Below are 17398 nucleotides of genomic sequence, written 5' to 3' on the forward strand. Positions count from 1 at the left end.
AAAGTAATCTGAACTAACCATAGATTAGAAAAACCTTTGTGCTCTCCCTTTCAACCTCAAGGTATACTTTTGTCGTATTTCAATATTCACGCTGTTTAAATAACAATTTTTGATGCATATTCAAGTTGTTTATTCATAAAGGCACCTTTGAGCCCAACAAAACATAACCGCTCATCGCATTGCTCACCTCATTTTGCCTAAAGCTTTGCATTATGACCATCAGCAGCCTTTAATCGACATTAACAGCAAGGGTCCAACAAGGGAGTCAAGATGGCAAATAAAACGGTATTGTTTCAAAAACACCTGGAAGCAAACGCTAAAATGGTGGATTTTCACGGCTGGAATATGCCACTTAATTATGGCTCTCAAATAGAAGAACATCACGCAGTGCGCCAAGATGCAGGCATGTTTGATGTATCACACATGACTGTGGTTGACATCACAGGCGCACAAGCTAAGCCCTTTTTAAGGCAATTACTGGCAAACGATGTCGCCAAACTGACCCAGCCCGGTAAAGCCCTTTATACTGGTATGCTCAATCACCAAGGGGGCGTCATTGATGATCTCATTGCTTATTTTTTATCTGACACCCATTACCGTATTGTCGTCAACTCCGCCACCCGTGAAAAGGATCTCAATTGGATCTATGCTCAAGCTGAACCTTTTGACGTCAATATTCAAGAAGGTTCAAAGCTTGCCATGATCGCCGTACAAGGCCCCAATGCCAAAGCCAAGACCGCACAAGTACTAACAGATGAGCAAAATAGCGATATTGCAGGCATGAAAATGTTTTTTGGCAAGCAAACAGGCTCTCTGTTCATTGCCACCACAGGCTACACAGGTGAAGCGGGTTTTGAAGTTATTTTACCTCAAGAGCAAGCCCCAAGCCTTTGGCAAGCATTAATCGATGTGGGTGTGAGACCTTGTGGTTTAGGTGCTCGCGATACATTGCGCCTAGAAGCTGGCATGAACCTCTACGGTTTAGACATGGATGAAAACATTAATCCCCTTGCTGCCAATATGGGCTGGACCATAGCATGGGAGCCAAAAGATAGACAATTTAATGGCCGCTCAGCGCTGGAGTCCATCAAAGCAACAGGTCACGAGAAATTAGTGGGTTTAGTGATGACGGAAAAAGGCGTTATTCGACACGGTATGAAAGTCTTTTTTATCAATGATCAAGGCATAGAAGAAGAAGGTCTGATAACCAGTGGGACATTTTCCCCCACCTTAGGCTATTCTATTGCCATGGCAAGAGTCCCAAGCCATATAGGAAAAACGGCGCAAGTCGAAATGCGTAAAAAACGTATCCCTGTTAGCGTCGTCACTCCAAGCTTTGTCCGTAATGGTAAACAGGCATTTTAAATTAATCGAACAAGGAACAAACGCAATGAGTAACATTCCAACAGAACTTCGCTATACCGCGTCACACGAATGGATCCGTAGAGAAGAAGATGGCAGCTATACCGTCGGGATCAGTGAGCATGCACAAGAGTTATTAGGTGACATGGTTTTTGTTGAACTCCCTGAAGTCGGTGATACCCTCAGTGTTGGCGATGATTGTGCCGTAGCAGAATCGGTCAAAGCCGCCTCTGATATCTACGCCCCTTTATCCGGTGAAGTCCTAGCCGTTAATGAAGCATTGGAAGATTCACCAGAATTAGTCAATAGCGACGCCTTTGGGGATGGCTGGTTTTTCCGCATCATGCCATCGGATGAAGCAGAGTTGGATAATCTCCTCGATGCTGACGATTATCAAGCCGTCATCGATGATGAATGATACCGCCATCGCTCACCTTCATTCCCTCTTAGGTGGATAAAGGTGAGCCTTGCGCTAATCACTTGCTTCATTAACATCACCTTAGCCCAACAATGCATTCTTGCTTGCTAACAAAGGTAAAACCCTACTGACGTTAACCTGCATGCATTCATAACAACAGGATATTTTGGTTACCTATGACTGCTACCTTGACACAATTAGAGCAACACGATCGGTTTATTCGCCGTCATATTGGCCCCGATAGTGCCCAACAAGCGGCCATGTTAGATACCATTGGCGCCGCCTCACTTGAAGATTTAATCACGCAAATTGTGCCTGAATCCATTCGCTTACCCCAAGCTTTAGACACAGGTGAGCCTTGCAGTGAAGCCGAAGGGTTAAGTTATTTACGTCAAGTTGCCAACAAAAACAAAATATTCAAAAGCTATATTGGTGCGGGTTATTATGGCACCCATGTCCCCAGTGTCATTTTACGTAATGTATTAGAAAATCCCGGTTGGTATACCGCTTACACCCCTTACCAACCTGAAATTGCTCAAGGCCGCTTAGAAGCCATTTTAAATTTTCAACAGCTCTCTATGGACTTAACAGGCCTAAACTTGGCCTCAGCCTCTTTATTAGATGAAGCCACCGCCGCCGCAGAAGCCATGGCACTGGCAAAACGTGTCTCTAAAGCCAAAAAAGCCAATGTCTTTTTTGTGGCCGATGATGTCTTTCCCCAGACACTGGATGTCATTCAAACCCGCGCCGAATGCTTTGGTTTTGAAGTCATCGTCGGCCCCGCCGAAGACGCCGTCAATCACGATCTTTTTGGCGCCTTATTGCAATACACTAACCGTTACGGCCAAATAGACGATCGCACGGCGCTCATTCAAGCGTTGCACGACAAAAAAGCCATAGTCGCCATGGCCGCCGACTTCATGTCTTTAGTACTGCTAAAATCTCCAGGTAGTATGGGGGCGGATGTGGTCTTTGGAAACAGTCAACGTTTTGGTGTGCCTATGGGTTATGGTGGCCCGCACGCCGCCTTTTTTACCGCACGAGATGCCCATAAACGGTCCATGCCTGGCCGCATCATTGGCGTGTCACAAGACACTCGAGGTAAACGCGCTTTACGTATGGCCATGCAAACCCGCGAACAACATATTCGCCGCGAAAAAGCTAACTCCAATATTTGTACCGCCCAAGTGTTGCTGGCCAATATGGCCTCTTTTTATGCTGTCTTTCATGGGCCAAATGGCCTCAAAACCATCGCCGAGCGCATTTTACGCTTCACCGATATCTTAGCCTTGGGCCTTAAAAGCCAAGGGATCACGCCAGTTAATGCCACTTGGTTTGATACTCTCACACTGGATAATCTTGATGTAGCAGCCATTCAAGCCCGTGCGCAACAAGCCAAAATCAATTTACGACTCGACAGTGATACGCGCCTTGGGATCAGTCTAGATGAAACCTGTGATCGCGCCGATATTCTAACCTTATTTGATGTTATCTTAGGCAGTGATCACGGCCTGAATGTGGCCAAACTCGATGAGCAACTTGTTCAAACACAATCCAGTCAAACATCCAATCAAGCCGCACCACAAACAGGCATGCCAGAGAGTCTCAAAAGAACGGATCCCATTTTAACCCACCCCACTTTTAATCGTTACCAAAGTGAAACCGAAATGATGCGTTACATCAAGCGATTAGAAAATAAAGACTTGGCGCTGAATCATTCGATGATCTCACTAGGCTCTTGTACCATGAAGCTCAATGCGGCCAGTGAAATGCTGCCCATTAGCTGGCCCGAATTTGCCAACATGCACCCTTTTTGCCCACTAGAGCAAGCCCAAGGATATACACAATTATTAACGGAACTCTCTGACTGGTTGGTGGACATTACTGGCTATGATGCTATCTGCATGCAGCCTAACTCAGGAGCCCAAGGGGAGTATGCCGGCCTGTTAGCCATTAAAAAGTACCATGAATCTCGCGGCGAATCCCATCGTAATATCTGCCTCATTCCACAATCGGCTCACGGGACAAATCCAGCATCGGCGCAACTGGCAGGCATGAAAGTCGTGGTCACCTTATGTGACAAAGACGGCAACATAGACATGGCCGATTTAGCCGCCAAAGCAAACGAGATGAGCGACAACTTATCTTGCATCATGATCACTTACCCTTCCACACATGGCGTTTATGAAACAAGCGTCAAAGATATTTGTGATCTTATCCACCAGCACGGCGGCCAAGTATATCTCGATGGTGCCAACATGAATGCCCAGGTAGGGATCACCTCACCGGGCTTTATCGGCGCCGATGTGTCTCATTTAAACTTACACAAAACCTTCGCGATTCCCCATGGCGGTGGTGGGCCGGGTATGGGGCCCATTGGCGTGAAAGCCCATCTTGCGCCTTTTGTCGCGGGTCACACTCAAATCAAAACTGGCCTTGAGAGCGATAACAATGGCGCCGTCTCAGCCGCGCCTTTTGGCAGTGCAGGCATCTTACCCATTTCATACATGTACATTAAGCTGCTCGGCACTCAAGGCATAACGCAGTCCACTCAAGTGGCCATGCTCAATGCCAACTATGTTACTCAAAAGCTTTCGAGTCATTACCCTATTTTGTACACAGGGCAAAATGGCCGTATCGCTCACGAGTGTATTTTGGACTTACGACCGCTGAAAGAGGCCTCCGGCGTCACAGAAATGGACATTGCCAAGCGCTTAAATGATTATGGTTTTCATGCCCCGACCATGAGTTTTCCGGTAGCCGGTACCTTAATGATAGAGCCCACTGAATCTGAATCAAAAGTCGAACTAGACCGCTTTATCGATGCTATGATAGCCATTCGTACTGAGGTTGCCAAAGTCGAGTCTGGTGAATGGCCAGTGGATAACAACCCACTGTGCAACGCCCCCCATACACTCGATGACATTATGGATCCCGCCTTTGATAACCGCCCTTATAGCCGCGAACAAGCCGTGTTTCCTACCGATGCAGTCAAAGCCAATAAATTCTGGCCCAGCGTGAATCGCATCGATGATGTGTTTGGGGATAGGAATTTATTTTGCGCTTGTATTCCTATCAGTGATTACGAATAGTTTATGGCAGCTTGGACTTAACACTACTGTGTTGGCGCTTAGCTTCGTTTCTCATTGACAACAGTCAACTTCGAGACTCAGCTTTCGCGCCGCCTTGTATTGTCTGCGTCAGCAACACCATAAATAAACTAGAGAAAATAGGCACTATTTATCACTAGTGCTTTGAAAGCTAAAGTCGTGAGCTCCCACTCCTTCTTGTAGCAAAGAGGTGACAAAGTCACCTTCACCCCCTCTTGCTGATTTTGAAACAGATTGGCCTTGCCGTCCTAGCGAAGTTAAGCACCTTATTATTTTATCAAAAGGCAACGCTATCACCTTAAATTCATCATCCTTGATTCAACTAAGGTTACCTAGGCGTCCGTGCCCCTCTCACACGATGACTGATAAAATAATTTCGGTAGCTTCGATGGGGATCTGAAAATACAGGAAAAATAAAAAGCAAAGAGGTGAATTGCTTCGATTGATAGCTCAGGGTGTTAGTAGTGCTATGAGAGGAAAAGCTAATTATTTATCATGATCTCCTCAAGCATTAATACCCACTAAAGTTACATAAGCAGCACCTTGCAAACAAAAATGATTAAGCACATTATATCGCAAGTTTATTTTCAATTTAAAACAAACAATTAGATTAACAAGTACATTTTCATAGGAGAGTTAAGTGTTACCCAAACACCTTATCGGCTTGATGTTGGCATTACTAGCCGCACTGTTAAATGCCACGGTGGGCATTATCAGCGTGAATTTATTTCAATCGGGTTTAAACCCTGAAAGCATCGCATTCATCAAATGTGTTATCGCATTAATATTTGTAGGAAGCTTATTGATACTAACAGGTCAATACCGATTATTACTGCCTTATCTGAAAAAAAATGGTTTGCACTCGCAGCCAGTGCATTTTTTGGTTTATTGATACTTTATCATTTTGAAACGGCAGCCTATGAAACCATTAATGTCCCCGTGGTAGTGTTTTGCCTTTTCGGCGCTTCCACTATCACCACCTTTCTACTTGAAGCCTGCATCGAAAAACGCTTTTTACATCGAAAAGAGTTACTATCAATGGTGATGGCAATCATAGGGCCATCGCTAATTTTTATTGAAGGCGATTTATCAGAACAAAGCACCATAGGCATGCTCAATGCCATATTATCTGGTATGGGTTATGGCACTTTTTTAGTCTTGTCAAAAAAATTAAACATCGGAACAGGGTTAGTGACACTATTTGGTTTACTTTTATTTGGCGTCATCTATTTAGCTTTTCCTTTTATTTCATCAGACAGCATTCATATCACACTAGAAAGTTTATATTACCTCGTATTACTCGCCCTGCTGCCTACTCTATGTGGATTTTGGGCAACAACAAAAGCATTAACCCTCATTAAAAGTCAGTCAGTGCAATTAATCGAACTCACAGAGCCTATTTTTGCCATTATTCTTAGTTTTATTTTTTTAGGACAATTAAGCACTACAGTTGAAATATTTGGCGGTGGATGCATTATTTTAGCCATTATATTACATGAATATCTCCCCCTCAAAAATGTAAATGTACAAACTCCAACGGCGATTGAGTGAAAATTAACAATCATTGGCATTTGATTTAAGATCCGCTGGTGAACGAGTGATAGTTCACCTTTTTTAATCACTTTTCCATATTGGTATAAAAAATTATGGAAAGATCTTGCACCAACCTACCTTGACTTAAGTCTAATTGCCACTGTGTTATATCACGTTATGCTTGCCTCGTTATCTTTAAATTTTTTTAACTAATTGAATATTATATATTTAAAAGAGCTTATATAAGAACTTATATAAAGGCTTAAGAACGGAATCGCTATGCATAATCAATCACTAACCTCAAAAATAAATGAGGGTGGATAACCATGTTTGAACTATCCACTTTCATGCTGTCACAGTGTCTCGTTGCTGTCGCTATTATCTTTGATCTGCTTTCCTTTCAATGTCAATCACGAAAGCATATTTTAAGTTGTTTAGTAATAGCAGGTTTATTTATCTCTGCTCACTTTTTTTTATTGTCGCAATGGACTGCGGCCAGTTTAATGCTGCTGGCCGTGAGTCGCTATCTCATCAGTATTTTCACTCAAGCCAAAACATTAGCGTATGTATTCATGGCAATGGCGGTATTCGTATCTATGATCACTTTTACAGGCCCATTAAGCCTATTGAGTTGCATAGGCTCTTGTCTACAAACTAAAGCGGCTTTCTGTCAACAAGACAAAGCATTACGTCTTTGGATGATAATAGGCACCAGTTTTTGGCTCACTCATAATGCACTCGCTCAATCTCCTACTGCAGTCTTGATGGAAGCCCTCTTTATTAGCAGTAACTTAATAGGTTATTATCGATTTTATATTGCTAAGCAATCAGTCACGCATTAACGATGAATATTTATCTTTGCAAGTGAAACGGGTCATCCTCCCCTTACTCGCTCACATAAATGGCTTTACCTGTTAACGTTTGTGCAGTAATAGGTAGAGTGTAATTCGTGGTATTGGGGCTCATATTATAAAATGCCGTGGATTGTTCCCCCGTTGCTGTGATCAGCACGCCATTGGCTCCCAATTTAGCGGCCTGTTTTTTTAGCTCAGCAACAGCATAATCCTGACTGCCTTGCTCAGTAAAACCTGCATCACTTGAAGCCTTCACTATTGCGATGGTCTGATAATTTACTGGCTCATCCAAGTATAACTTGACTGAATCTAGATTAACGGGGGCTCTCACTGTACCTGTGACAATCGATGATCCAGAGGCACAAGCAGTTAACAAGACAAGAAAACCCAGTAACAGATAAAACTTAATATAATGGAAAAACATAGCTCTATTCTAATGACCTATAGCTTAATGGTTAAACTCTAATTTGATAGTCTAGCGCGAAAACATCACATCAGTGATCAGGTCAACACTGTAGTTAACATTCTAAAAGTTAAAACAACCATTCCACACTCGTCACGCCATATTTCTCATGTCATGAAGAAACATCACCTCAATGTTCATTCTTCACCTTTCCTATCAAGAAAAAACGACATGATCAATAGGCTGCCCTATCGACAAGAAGGCTCAACAGGTCAAAACAAGGATCCTCATCCCTTCTGCTCTTACTCTTACTACTGTCTAAGCCTGATTGGCTATACTTAATAGTAATGGAGTTAATGTATGGTCATATAGATGTTAACAAAAGATAAGGCTAAAAAACGGCTACTGAATATTAACACGCTTAATACTCAACATTTGTCATCGGTATTAGCACTAAAACAACTCGCCGTCGAACAAAAAGGCACGGCTTATTATCACCCCAAAAAACAGATTATAAAAAATTCATTACACAGCGGCTTCTCTCTCGGTCTTTTTACTACAACTGATCGTCTTGAAGGATTCTTGACCACATTGCCACAAAGCTGCCATACCGACTTAGAAGCCTTATTACCCGATTTTACTCATAGTGCTTATATCAGTGGGTTATATGTGAACCTTCAATATCGTCAGCGAGGCTACGCCAATAACATGTTTCAAACATTAGAGAGTTTATTAGCCAATTCCACAGTAGATTTATGCTGGACAACCATAGATCCAAGTAACCAAGCTTCAGTAAACACTTTTAAAAAGCAAGGATTTAAAATTTTATCTATGATTGCAGCTTATGAAACTAAACTTAAGCGCTATTTAGCCTACAAATACACATGAGGTCATAAAAATGGCAAGCCTTCCCGTGATCGATTTACAACCTTTATGGCAAGATCCAGAAAATGGCATAAATAAAGTTGCTGCTGACATAAAGCGCATTTACAGCAAAATTGGCTTCGCTTATCTGATTAATCATCAGATCCCAGCAAACACAATACGGGACATCTTTAATGCATCCCAATCATTTCATCAGTTACCACTTCAAGAAAAGCTCAAAATCAAGCAGAACAGTAGTTTTAGAGGCTACACACCACTAAACGCGTCCAAATTAACCCTATCGAGTTTGGGCCAAGCTGCCTTACCCAATTATCGCGAAGCCTTCGTTATCGGCCCAGAGCCAAACAATGAAGCGTTATCTAATCAATATTATATGGGTCATAATCAGTGGCCAGCCACACTTAACAGCTTTCAGCAAAAAGTCGAAGCGTATCGCGATGCTATACTGACTCTCGCTTTTCGACTATTAGAGGTTATTTCTGTGAGTTTAGGTATGGCACCTTTTCATCTTAATCAATTTTTTTCCCCACCGAGTTATTGGTTATCATTGCAGCATTACCCAAGCAACACCAATAAACAAGCCAATCAATTTGGTATAGCACCTCATACCGATTATGGCTGTTTTACCCTGTTACTGCAAAAGCAAGTCTCAGGCTTAGAGGTCAAACATCCCATCGATGGATGGATCTCTGTACCTTGTCTCTCCAATGCACTGGTATTAAACACAGGGGATATGCTGAATCGTTGGAGTAACGGTCGATTACTGGCAACACCCCATCGCGTAATAAACGCTGATCTTGAACGTTATTCTGTGCCTTTCTTTTTTGAGCCTAATATGCATACTCGAGTCACTGTGTTATCTAGCTGCATCGACCCCCAAACTCCCCCCCTTTACCCGCCCGTTATTTATGGAGACTATTTTACAGAGCGAATTAGCCATAATTACAATACACTCAACACTCACAGCTAACACTAGGGTGAGATCACGAACGTTTTCGAACACAAATAGACTATTACTTAAACTCACTCGGTATACTTTGCAATCAAATTATCGCCGTTGTTTCCACCTATTGTTTACATTGCGATTAATATATTCGAAATACACCCACTCATGCTCTTGCCCTGCAGCTAACACAAGTATTAAGCGCTAAATAACTTAATTTATTCTACACTCTAGATACGCCTTTTGAGCTTGAAAGAAAGCCGTGAAGTTAAGTATATGGTGAGGTTTTATTATTCATTATTGGGGATTTTATGAATTGGTTAAACAAAGTATCTATCAAGACTAGATTATTGTTACTCGTTATTTTTCCTCTGATTTTTTCCACTTTTTTAGCCTTTATTGAAATACAAAGTATTTTAAAAAAAGTCAATAATTTAGAAGTGCTAGAAGTTCAATTAAATGTATTATCAAATACTGCTAATGCTATTCGACTCAGTAATGAAATGCGAATAGCAAAGTTGAACCACAAAGTGATGAGTGCCGCCAAAGTCAAACAAGAATTAAAAATGATTCAAATCCAGCTTGAAAAGAGTATAAGCACGTCAAATAAAAAAAGTTCATCAACTAGCCTCAATGTACTTAAGCAAGCGGTTAATGGTTTATCACAAGCCTATGATGAATATCCTAATGTGGTAAAAGAAGATGTACAAGATTGGTCAGCATGGGTATTTGATTCTTTAGCCGAATTGATCCTAATGTATGAGGATGAAGCAATTAATATAGGCGTTGATACGATAGAGCAACAAGTCAAAATAATGTATCAATTAAATTGGATCTTATTTTGGGATTATGAGGCAGACTGGCTTCTTCATATAGAAATGGAAACATCTAAACTGAATATGGAAGAAGAACTCATTAGCTTAAAAAGCATGCAGCAATTGCTTATTGATAAATTTATTAATACGAGTGCTAATCCTGAACAAATAAATCAATTGTTAGCCATATTTCAGTCTAAAGATTTTATTACAGGACAAGTATTTAGAGATAATGTCACTAGAACTGGATTGTCAAACCTTACAAAAGACGACATTCAATCTGGTCTAAAAACCCTTGAATTAAGATTATCTGTGCTATCTGATGGATTAGGTACGACCATTACTCAGATCAAGAATAATATTAAAACAGAGTCAAGAGGTTTTAAAAATGAAGCCTATTTTTATATTGTTATCACAGCAGTGATTTTAATTATTATTAGTTTTCTTGGTTTTTCACTGATTAATCGTATTATTTCTTATTTAAAAAGAATATTGAATACAATGCGGGAAATTGAGAATACCCATGATTATTCGATAAAAATTGATAGTGATGGACATGATGAATTAAGTGAGTTTGCATTAAAATTAAATAGGTTAATTGAAGAACGCCAAGCAAGTGAGCTTCAAATAGTTAAGGCTATGATAGATGCCGAGTTAGCAAATAAAGCAAAGAGCTCGTTTTTAGCAAATATGTCCCATGAAATAAGAACACCCTTAAATGGTGTGATTGGTATGACTGAAATATTATCTGATACTCACCTCACCCCATCCCAACATGATTATTTAAGTGTCATAGAAACCTCATCACAAACATTACTCATCTTAATTAATGATATTCTTGATTTATCTAAAATTGAATCGGGTCAATTAGCCATTACTCCTCACCAAACTAATTTACGCGAAGTGATTTATGATACGCTACTTATTGTTATGCCAAAGGCAAGCACTAAGTCACTGGATTTGAAAGTAACAATTCCTAATGATTTACCTTATAGCTTAATGTTGGACGAACATAGATTACGACAAATATTGATGAACCTGATGTCAAATTCAGTAAAATTCACTGATTCTGGCTCTGTAGCCATCACTCTTGAAGTGAATAGCCGAGCTGCAGATACAATCAATTTAACCCTTTCCGTGATTGATACTGGGATTGGAATTGATGCAGAGAAACAGCAAACTATCTTTGAACCCTTTACACAAGAAGATGGCTCTATTACTCGTCGTTTCGGAGGAACAGGCTTAGGTCTTGCCATTAGCTCTCAACTTGTCGAACTTATGGGCGGAAAGATAAGTGTGAATTCTGAAAAAGGAAAAGGAAGCCGTTTCTATTTCACTATCGATATTAAAGTAGATCAAGATAAGCCTTCTGTCCCTAAAGAACTCAATAATCAGGCATTAGCCTTTGTCAGCAATCATGCTGAGCTTGGAAAAGATTTAATTAATGAAATTGAACAGCATGGATTGAGTTTTCAAATCATGGTGGAAGACATCTCTGAGCTTAAACTTAAAGATAAAAGCACTATTATCTTATATTTCCAAACTGATTTAAATAAAACAATCAATGATATCAAAGCAATAAGAACTCAATTTCCCTTATCTCCTATTGTGGTATGTCAGCCCTTTAATGTTAAACGTTACGATTTTGATCAAACCATTGATGGTTCGATTACTCTGCCGATTTTAGGACAGAGAATGATTAAATCACTATTAAATGCACATGTTACTCATCAAATGAACACTGAAAATACAAGAGTGAAGGATGAGAACAGTGAAAGCTCAGAGAAGATAAATACAAATTCTGTCACACCAAATAACATGGCACAAAACCAAAAACCCTTAATTTTGGTGGTTGAGGATAATCTCGTTAATCAAAAAGTAGCTTCGGCATTACTCACTAAAGGGGGCTATGAATTTCATATTGCGAATAATGGACGAGAAGCCGTTGATAAAATAACATCTGGACAGAAGTATAGCGCTATTTTAATGGATTGTATGATGCCCATTATGGATGGTTTTACGGCAACTAAAGCAATTAGGGCCTATGAATTAGAGCAGAATGTACCTTCTGTTCCGATTATCGCCTTAACGGCAAGTGTATTAGATGAAGATATTCAACACTGTTTTGACTCTGGCATGAATGACTATGCAGCCAAACCTTTCAAAAAAGAAATACTTCTCGAAAAAATTGATAAAAACATTAAGTTATGCCCTTGATAGTGCCTAATTCAAGGCGCACTCTTTATTAAAAGGCTTTTAATTCCAGCTAAGCCCCACAGCTTAAAGTATCGCAGATATATAATACCAATTCCATTATATAAGTGATCTTTCAGCGGGAATTCAACATGCTGTAGGCAAGGTCGTTAATTGCTCCTGCATTAACAGACAGTCCCACCATCCATGGTGGTCGCAGATGATTGAAGCTAATAGTTATTCTCGACTTGGGTTCAAACGTCACTCTACCTCCCCAATCTGATGTTTACGGATGAACAAATGTCGTGCTCACATGGATGTGAATGAACGACCATGAAGTCGTATATCGAAAGCAGCTAAGTCACATAAAGTATGTTGAAACCCGCACAAAGTGAGCTGCTCAGACATTCCACTTCTGCGTTGCATTCATTTGAAAGGGGATCACCATTACAGCATAAATGCGCCTTGAATTGAAAAGCCTGAGAAGCTCTGAATTGATCATCTATATAATGGAATTGGTATTATCACTAAATCAACGATTCCACAGCCGTTGAAACTGGTTTTCAACAATTTCGATCACCGCTTTAACGGCAAGAGGAGGCTGAGTATCATACCCATGCACAGCATAAATCGGCATGGATTTTGATTCATATTGAGGAAGTAATTGAATAAGCTCGGTTGATGTTAACTCATCTGCCACGGCAATATTGGGGAGCAGAGCAATGCCAACACCTTCGCGTACTAAGCTGATCTGCGACTCTATGGTATTAGCACGACATGTGGCTTTAAACTGCAAGGTTTGACTAACACCTTCACAATTCACTTGATACTCAGTCATCAATGCTTCTCGATTATGAGCAATATATGGCAAAGCTTGCACCCAATGCAGCTCGCTTTCATCAAGCGTGCGCCTTCGCCGAGCAAGCAATTGAGGACTCGCACACAAAATATCACGCAATTGCCCCACCCGCTTTGCTCTTAATCCACTGTCAGGTAAAGCGCCTACTGTAATGGCAACATCAATTCCAGCTGCCACTATATTCAATCTCTGATCATCAGCGATCAAAGACGGTATGACATCAGGGTAGATTTGTGATAATTCAGCAATGACAGGGGCAAGCAAGGGCCGAATTAACGCATGAGGCGCGGTAATATTTACTGGACCGGAAGGATAGCTTCCAAACACCTCTAGCTCATTGGATGCCAATTGTGCCAATTGTGCCAATGCCAGTATTTCTTTACAGCGTTTATAGTAGCGCTCACCCGCAGCTGTTAACGTCATCCTTCGAGTGGTGCGTACAAATAATTTTATGCCTAATTGCGTTTCCAGACGTTTAAGGTTCTGACTAACGGCAGATTTGGCCAATTTCAATGACTCGGCAGCTTGGGTTATCGAGCCTTGCTCCACAATAGTCACAAAAGTGAGCGGTAATAATGACAACATCATTGTTCTTTAAATATGAACACTTATTTAATAATACTCATGTTTATTGAACAAACACAAGTGATTAATATAGCCAATATCAAATCAATTGAGAACATTTATACCATGAAATTCAAAAACATTATCGCCACTATCGCATTACTACTATCCAGTACCGCCTTTGCCAACAATCAAGAAGCCAATACCCTCGCCACATCAGACTATGCTATTCAGACTGCTGTAGCTGCCGCCAGTAAAGCTTGGAAAGATGCCTTTAATGCAGGGGATGCGGCAGCAGCTGCTGCACTATATGAAGAAGATGCCATCATGGTCGTTAAGCCTTTTGGTACCTATAAAGGCCGTCAAGCCATTCAATCCTTCTGGGAAAATATCATTGAAAATGGCTATAAAGACGTCATTTACTCCAATACGAACACTCGCATACTCGATAACAACAGTGCTCGCGTTTCCTCCGATTGGCGCATGAATAATGCACAAGGGGTGATCACCAATGAACTTTGGGTCATTCAAGCTGATGGGACAGCACGCTTAAAAGAAGACCATTTTGAAATTGCGCAGTAACCCCCATCTTAATCAATAAATACAGGTAACAGCTCCCATATCGAATAGGGTGAGGCGATAGTGTCCCACCCTCTCACAGAAACGTACGTACGGTTTCTCCTCTTGCCTTTCGTTATGTACTGTTAACTTCCTTCAAACTCTATCCTTGGCCAGCAACACTCTTGCGATTCAAATGATCTTCCCCTCAGTCGGGGCGATTCAAGCTTCTTATGTCACCTAGCTTGCAATCTAGTGAGGTTACCAGAAGCCCGCTGATGCGGGCTTATTCATAAAAGATTACAAATCTTGATGAGGACCAAAGACTTCGTAATGGATTTGTGCAGGCTCAACACCTAATAACATTAATTGCTGCTTAATAAAGCTCATAAAACCATTGGGACCGCATAAATAAAAATCTCCCTCTTTAATGGGTAATTCCTTCTGAATTTGAGTCAGTGCCATTAGGCCATGATATTCTTTATGTTGGCTATTCTTTTGAGCATGATGGTTCGATGTATCAGGCACCTCATTATACCAAGTGTGTGCGCTCAACGCTTTATGCTGCTCACACAGTTTCGCAACTCTTTCAATAAAAGAATGCTGCTTTTTATTTTCACAAGCATGAAGATAATGAACAGAATGCGTTAATTGAGCCTGTACTAATGTTTCCAGCATAGACATCATAGGCGTTAATCCAACACCTGCGCTGATTAACACAACAGGCTTATTGGTTAATTGAAGATAAAAGTCTCCAGCAGGTGGATAGACCTCTATTTCATCACCCTCAGATAAACCATGTAAGTAATGAGATACAAGCCCCAATGGCGAACCCATTTCCTTTTTTACACTGATCCGGTATTGACTAGGGTTCGCTTTATCCGAAATAGAATATTGGCGTACTTCAGTATAATCCATGCCTTTCGGCTTCACTTTAATGCCTAAATATTGACCCGGCAGGTGCTCAGCGACTGCCCCACCGTCCGCAGGAGTTAAAATAAAACTGGTTACCAGCTCAGATTCTTGATTTTTTTCAGCAATCACAAAAGGTCTTTCCCCTGTCCAGCCTCCCCTTTTTTCAGCATTACTTCGATATAAGCCTTGCTCTTGTGTAATACAAATGTCAGCTAATAATTGATACGCCTGAGTCCAAGCTTCTTCAACTTCAACGGTGAAAGTATTCGGCACTAATTCTCTCAAGGTTTCAATAAGGTGATGCCCAACTATGGGATAATGCTCAGGCAAAATATTTAAACTGACATGTTTATGATTGATCCTGTTTAACGCCGATGTTAATACCTCAAGATTATCAATATGTTGAGCATAAGCGGCTAATGCATTGAATAAAGCAAACGCTTGTTTACCATTCCCTTGATTGCTCATATTGAAAATGTGTTTAAGCTCTGGATTATGGGTAAACATCCTATTATAAAAATGTTCCGTGACATCGGTTCCGGCACTCACTAATAAGGGAATGGTACTCTTAACTATTTTAATCGTATTTTCAGACAACATATTTTTTCCAAATATCAGTAAATAAAGACTAATTTGACTCACCGAATAGGTAAATGAGTGAATTACCCTATACGCCCATCAACACGCTTCTTGATAAGAATAGGGAAATAGTGAAATAAAAAGAGAAAGAAACTCAAGCTCCATAATACGCCGCTTGATAGCCAAGCATATTGTGCACCAATCAATGAAGGCAATAAGCTTCTTGTTATTGCCGCAAGAAATAGGCAAAGAAAAGCAACATTCATAAAATAAGGTGGATTTAACGCTCGTCCAGTATGCCCTAAAGACACTCTGGACATCATAGAAAGGATCATCATTCCCATTGAGCCAATGGTCACCATATGCAGGGCATTTTTATAATCAATATGAGTTGTGATAAAACTCAATGCAATTAATATAAGCCCAATACCTAACAAGAAATAGGATAATTGCAATGACCAGAGTAAAGGCACTTTAATGATTTCTTTACACCACCAAAAAACACTTCGCAATAAATGACAGGCAGAAAGCACAGCAATGCTGATGCCAGAAGCCATATCAATTGAATAAAAACTCTGCCCAATAACACAGATCAACACCCAAAGCGTCAAGATCCAAATACAGAAATCGAGTCTTGGACATTTTACTTGCTTAGGCAATAATAAGCCTCTAGCGGTAAAAAAAGGGATCACACGGCCAGCCACAATGCCCATGAGTAAAGTGAAAACAAAAATGCTGGCATCACACAGTTTAAGGGCTAAAACACTTTGCTGATTAAGCACTAGAAAAAGAAATAACATATTAAAAATGAAAAGCGTTGTGAGTATTCCAATAAAGAGGTAATTTTGTTTATTTCTTGCCTTAATCAGCATTCTGCTTAATGCAAAAATGCCACCAAGCCACCACATTCCTTGAAATAACACCACTAGAAATAAATTAGTATTGTGATCCATTAGGCTATTGTGGGGAAATTTCACAAAGAACAGGATACGGGCTAAAAGCCAAAAAAAGCTTAGCAGCATCAGATATTTTCCAGAAAGACTCGGCACGCCTGTCCAAGTTTGAGCCGCCGTTAACAAAAACCCCATAGCAATGGCTGCAGCAAAACCATACATCATTTCATGGGCATGCCACACATTTGCCGGAATGCTTAAAGACCAAGCCACATGCCCAGTAAGGAGTAAAGTCCAATAACTTATTCCTAACAAGGCAACTAGACTTCCTCCCAAAAAAAGTGGTCTAAAAGCAAGCATCCAGATAGGCGCGCCAAATAAATCATAACCCTTTCGACTCACGGGAGTAGGCTCTGTTACATTGATTGGTCTCATCATTTACTACCTCATCACCTAGGGCAATTAAAACAACGCCAATGACATAAAGGAAAGCTTGTCATCTTTTTCATGCGAA

13 protein-coding genes are annotated in these 17398 nt (G+C 40.7%); 9 read left to right on the top strand and 4 right to left on the bottom strand.

The genetic code is table 11. The features are described from left to right. Positions 1-270: 270 nt before the first annotated feature. The 5 genes from gcvT to Q0791_RS09590 all read left to right on the top strand — a co-directional run bounded on the left by gcvT (position 271) and on the right by Q0791_RS09590 (position 7265). Entirely contained in the window at positions 271-1365 is a 1095-nt protein-coding gene (gcvT, locus tag Q0791_RS09570) for a glycine cleavage system aminomethyltransferase GcvT (RefSeq protein WP_299005350.1), read from the top strand. Positions 1366-1390: 25 nt separating this feature from the next. Then, positions 1391-1780: a glycine cleavage system protein GcvH gene (gene gcvH, locus Q0791_RS09575; protein ID WP_299005353.1), complete on the top strand. Its 390-nt coding sequence runs from the start codon at positions 1391-1393 to the stop codon at positions 1778-1780. Between the two features lie 176 nt (positions 1781-1956). Next, on the top strand, positions 1957-4872 hold the full coding sequence (gene gcvP / locus Q0791_RS09580; RefSeq protein WP_299005356.1) for an aminomethyl-transferring glycine dehydrogenase: 2916 nt from the start codon (positions 1957-1959) through the stop codon (positions 4870-4872). Positions 4873-5658: 786 nt separating this feature from the next. Next, positions 5659-6441 carry a DMT family transporter gene (locus Q0791_RS09585; protein ID WP_299005359.1) on the top strand — a complete coding sequence of 261 codons (783 nt, stop codon included), beginning with the start codon at positions 5659-5661 and terminating at the stop codon, positions 6439-6441. 308 nt (positions 6442-6749) lie between these two features. Further along, the gene (locus tag Q0791_RS09590) at positions 6750-7265 is read left to right on the top strand and encodes a YgjV family protein (protein WP_299005362.1); all 516 of its coding nucleotides are present in this window, start codon (positions 6750-6752) and stop codon (positions 7263-7265) included. Positions 7266-7308: 43 nt separating this feature from the next. Here the strand turns inward: Q0791_RS09590 and Q0791_RS09595 are convergent, their stop codons facing one another. Beyond that, entirely contained in the window at positions 7309-7701 is a 393-nt protein-coding gene (locus Q0791_RS09595; protein ID WP_299005364.1) for a hypothetical protein, read from the bottom strand. 351 nt (positions 7702-8052) lie between these two features. Here Q0791_RS09595 and Q0791_RS09600 point away from each other — a divergent pair, with 351 nt between their 5' ends. The 3 genes from Q0791_RS09600 (at position 8053) to Q0791_RS09610 (ending at position 12540) form a co-directional block, all read left to right on the top strand. Next, the gene (locus tag Q0791_RS09600) at positions 8053-8568 is read left to right on the top strand and encodes an N-acetyltransferase (RefSeq protein WP_299005366.1); all 516 of its coding nucleotides are present in this window, start codon (positions 8053-8055) and stop codon (positions 8566-8568) included. 10 nt (positions 8569-8578) lie between these two features. After that, entirely contained in the window at positions 8579-9535 is a 957-nt protein-coding gene (locus tag Q0791_RS09605) for a 2-oxoglutarate and iron-dependent oxygenase domain-containing protein (RefSeq protein ID WP_299005367.1), read from the top strand. A 284-nt stretch (positions 9536-9819) separates the two neighbouring features. Further along, positions 9820-12540 carry an ATP-binding protein gene (locus Q0791_RS09610; RefSeq protein ID WP_299005369.1) on the top strand — a complete coding sequence of 907 codons (2721 nt, stop codon included), beginning with the start codon at positions 9820-9822 and terminating at the stop codon, positions 12538-12540. A 508-nt stretch (positions 12541-13048) separates the two neighbouring features. Here the strand turns inward: Q0791_RS09610 and Q0791_RS09615 are convergent. Further along, positions 13049-13963 (bottom strand): LysR family transcriptional regulator, encoded by a 915-nt coding sequence (locus Q0791_RS09615; protein ID WP_299005371.1) that lies wholly within the window; start codon positions 13961-13963, stop codon positions 13049-13051. A 102-nt stretch (positions 13964-14065) separates the two neighbouring features. Between Q0791_RS09615 and Q0791_RS09620 the strand changes: the two genes are divergently transcribed. Continuing rightward, the gene (locus tag Q0791_RS09620) at positions 14066-14521 is read left to right on the top strand and encodes an SgcJ/EcaC family oxidoreductase (RefSeq protein ID WP_299005373.1); all 456 of its coding nucleotides are present in this window, start codon (positions 14066-14068) and stop codon (positions 14519-14521) included. A gap of 276 nt (positions 14522-14797) precedes the next feature. Here Q0791_RS09620 and hmpA read toward each other — a convergent pair whose 3' ends face one another. Together hmpA and Q0791_RS09630 are read right to left on the bottom strand one after the other, a co-directional pair. Next, positions 14798-16012, bottom strand: a complete 1215-nt coding sequence (gene hmpA / locus Q0791_RS09625) for an NO-inducible flavohemoprotein (RefSeq protein WP_299005376.1) — start codon at positions 16010-16012, stop codon at positions 14798-14800. 62 nt (positions 16013-16074) lie between these two features. Further along, positions 16075-17322 (bottom strand): NnrS family protein, encoded by a 1248-nt coding sequence (locus Q0791_RS09630; RefSeq protein ID WP_299005379.1) that lies wholly within the window; start codon positions 17320-17322, stop codon positions 16075-16077. Positions 17323-17398: the final 76 nt, after the last annotated feature.

Origin of the sequence: uncultured Shewanella sp. (assembly GCF_947495455.1) — a bacterium.
In the GTDB taxonomy this organism is placed as follows: domain Bacteria; phylum Pseudomonadota; class Gammaproteobacteria; order Enterobacterales; family Shewanellaceae; genus Shewanella.

What these genes read in the sequence shown, in the direction of transcription:
- gcvT (WP_299005350.1), top strand. Translation starts at nt 271, where the DNA reads ATGGCAAATAAAACGGTATTGTTTCAAAAACACCTGGAAGCAAACGCT.
- gcvH (WP_299005353.1), top strand. Translation starts at nt 1,391, where the DNA reads ATGAGTAACATTCCAACAGAACTTCGCTATACCGCGTCACACGAATGG.
- gcvP (WP_299005356.1), top strand. Translation starts at nt 1,957, where the DNA reads ATGACTGCTACCTTGACACAATTAGAGCAACACGATCGGTTTATTCGC.
- Q0791_RS09585 (WP_299005359.1), top strand. Translation starts at nt 5,659, where the DNA reads ATGTGTTATCGCATTAATATTTGTAGGAAGCTTATTGATACTAACAGG.
- Q0791_RS09590 (WP_299005362.1), top strand. Translation starts at nt 6,750, where the DNA reads ATGTTTGAACTATCCACTTTCATGCTGTCACAGTGTCTCGTTGCTGTC.
- Q0791_RS09595 (WP_299005364.1), bottom strand. Translation starts at nt 7,701, where the DNA reads ATGTTTTTCCATTATATTAAGTTTTATCTGTTACTGGGTTTTCTTGTC.
- Q0791_RS09600 (WP_299005366.1), top strand. Translation starts at nt 8,053, where the DNA reads ATGTTAACAAAAGATAAGGCTAAAAAACGGCTACTGAATATTAACACG.
- Q0791_RS09605 (WP_299005367.1), top strand. Translation starts at nt 8,579, where the DNA reads ATGGCAAGCCTTCCCGTGATCGATTTACAACCTTTATGGCAAGATCCA.
- Q0791_RS09610 (WP_299005369.1), top strand. Translation starts at nt 9,820, where the DNA reads ATGAATTGGTTAAACAAAGTATCTATCAAGACTAGATTATTGTTACTC.
- Q0791_RS09615 (WP_299005371.1), bottom strand. Translation starts at nt 13,963, where the DNA reads ATGATGTTGTCATTATTACCGCTCACTTTTGTGACTATTGTGGAGCAA.
- Q0791_RS09620 (WP_299005373.1), top strand. Translation starts at nt 14,066, where the DNA reads ATGAAATTCAAAAACATTATCGCCACTATCGCATTACTACTATCCAGT.
- hmpA (WP_299005376.1), bottom strand. Translation starts at nt 16,012, where the DNA reads ATGTTGTCTGAAAATACGATTAAAATAGTTAAGAGTACCATTCCCTTA.
- Q0791_RS09630 (WP_299005379.1), bottom strand. Translation starts at nt 17,322, where the DNA reads ATGATGAGACCAATCAATGTAACAGAGCCTACTCCCGTGAGTCGAAAG.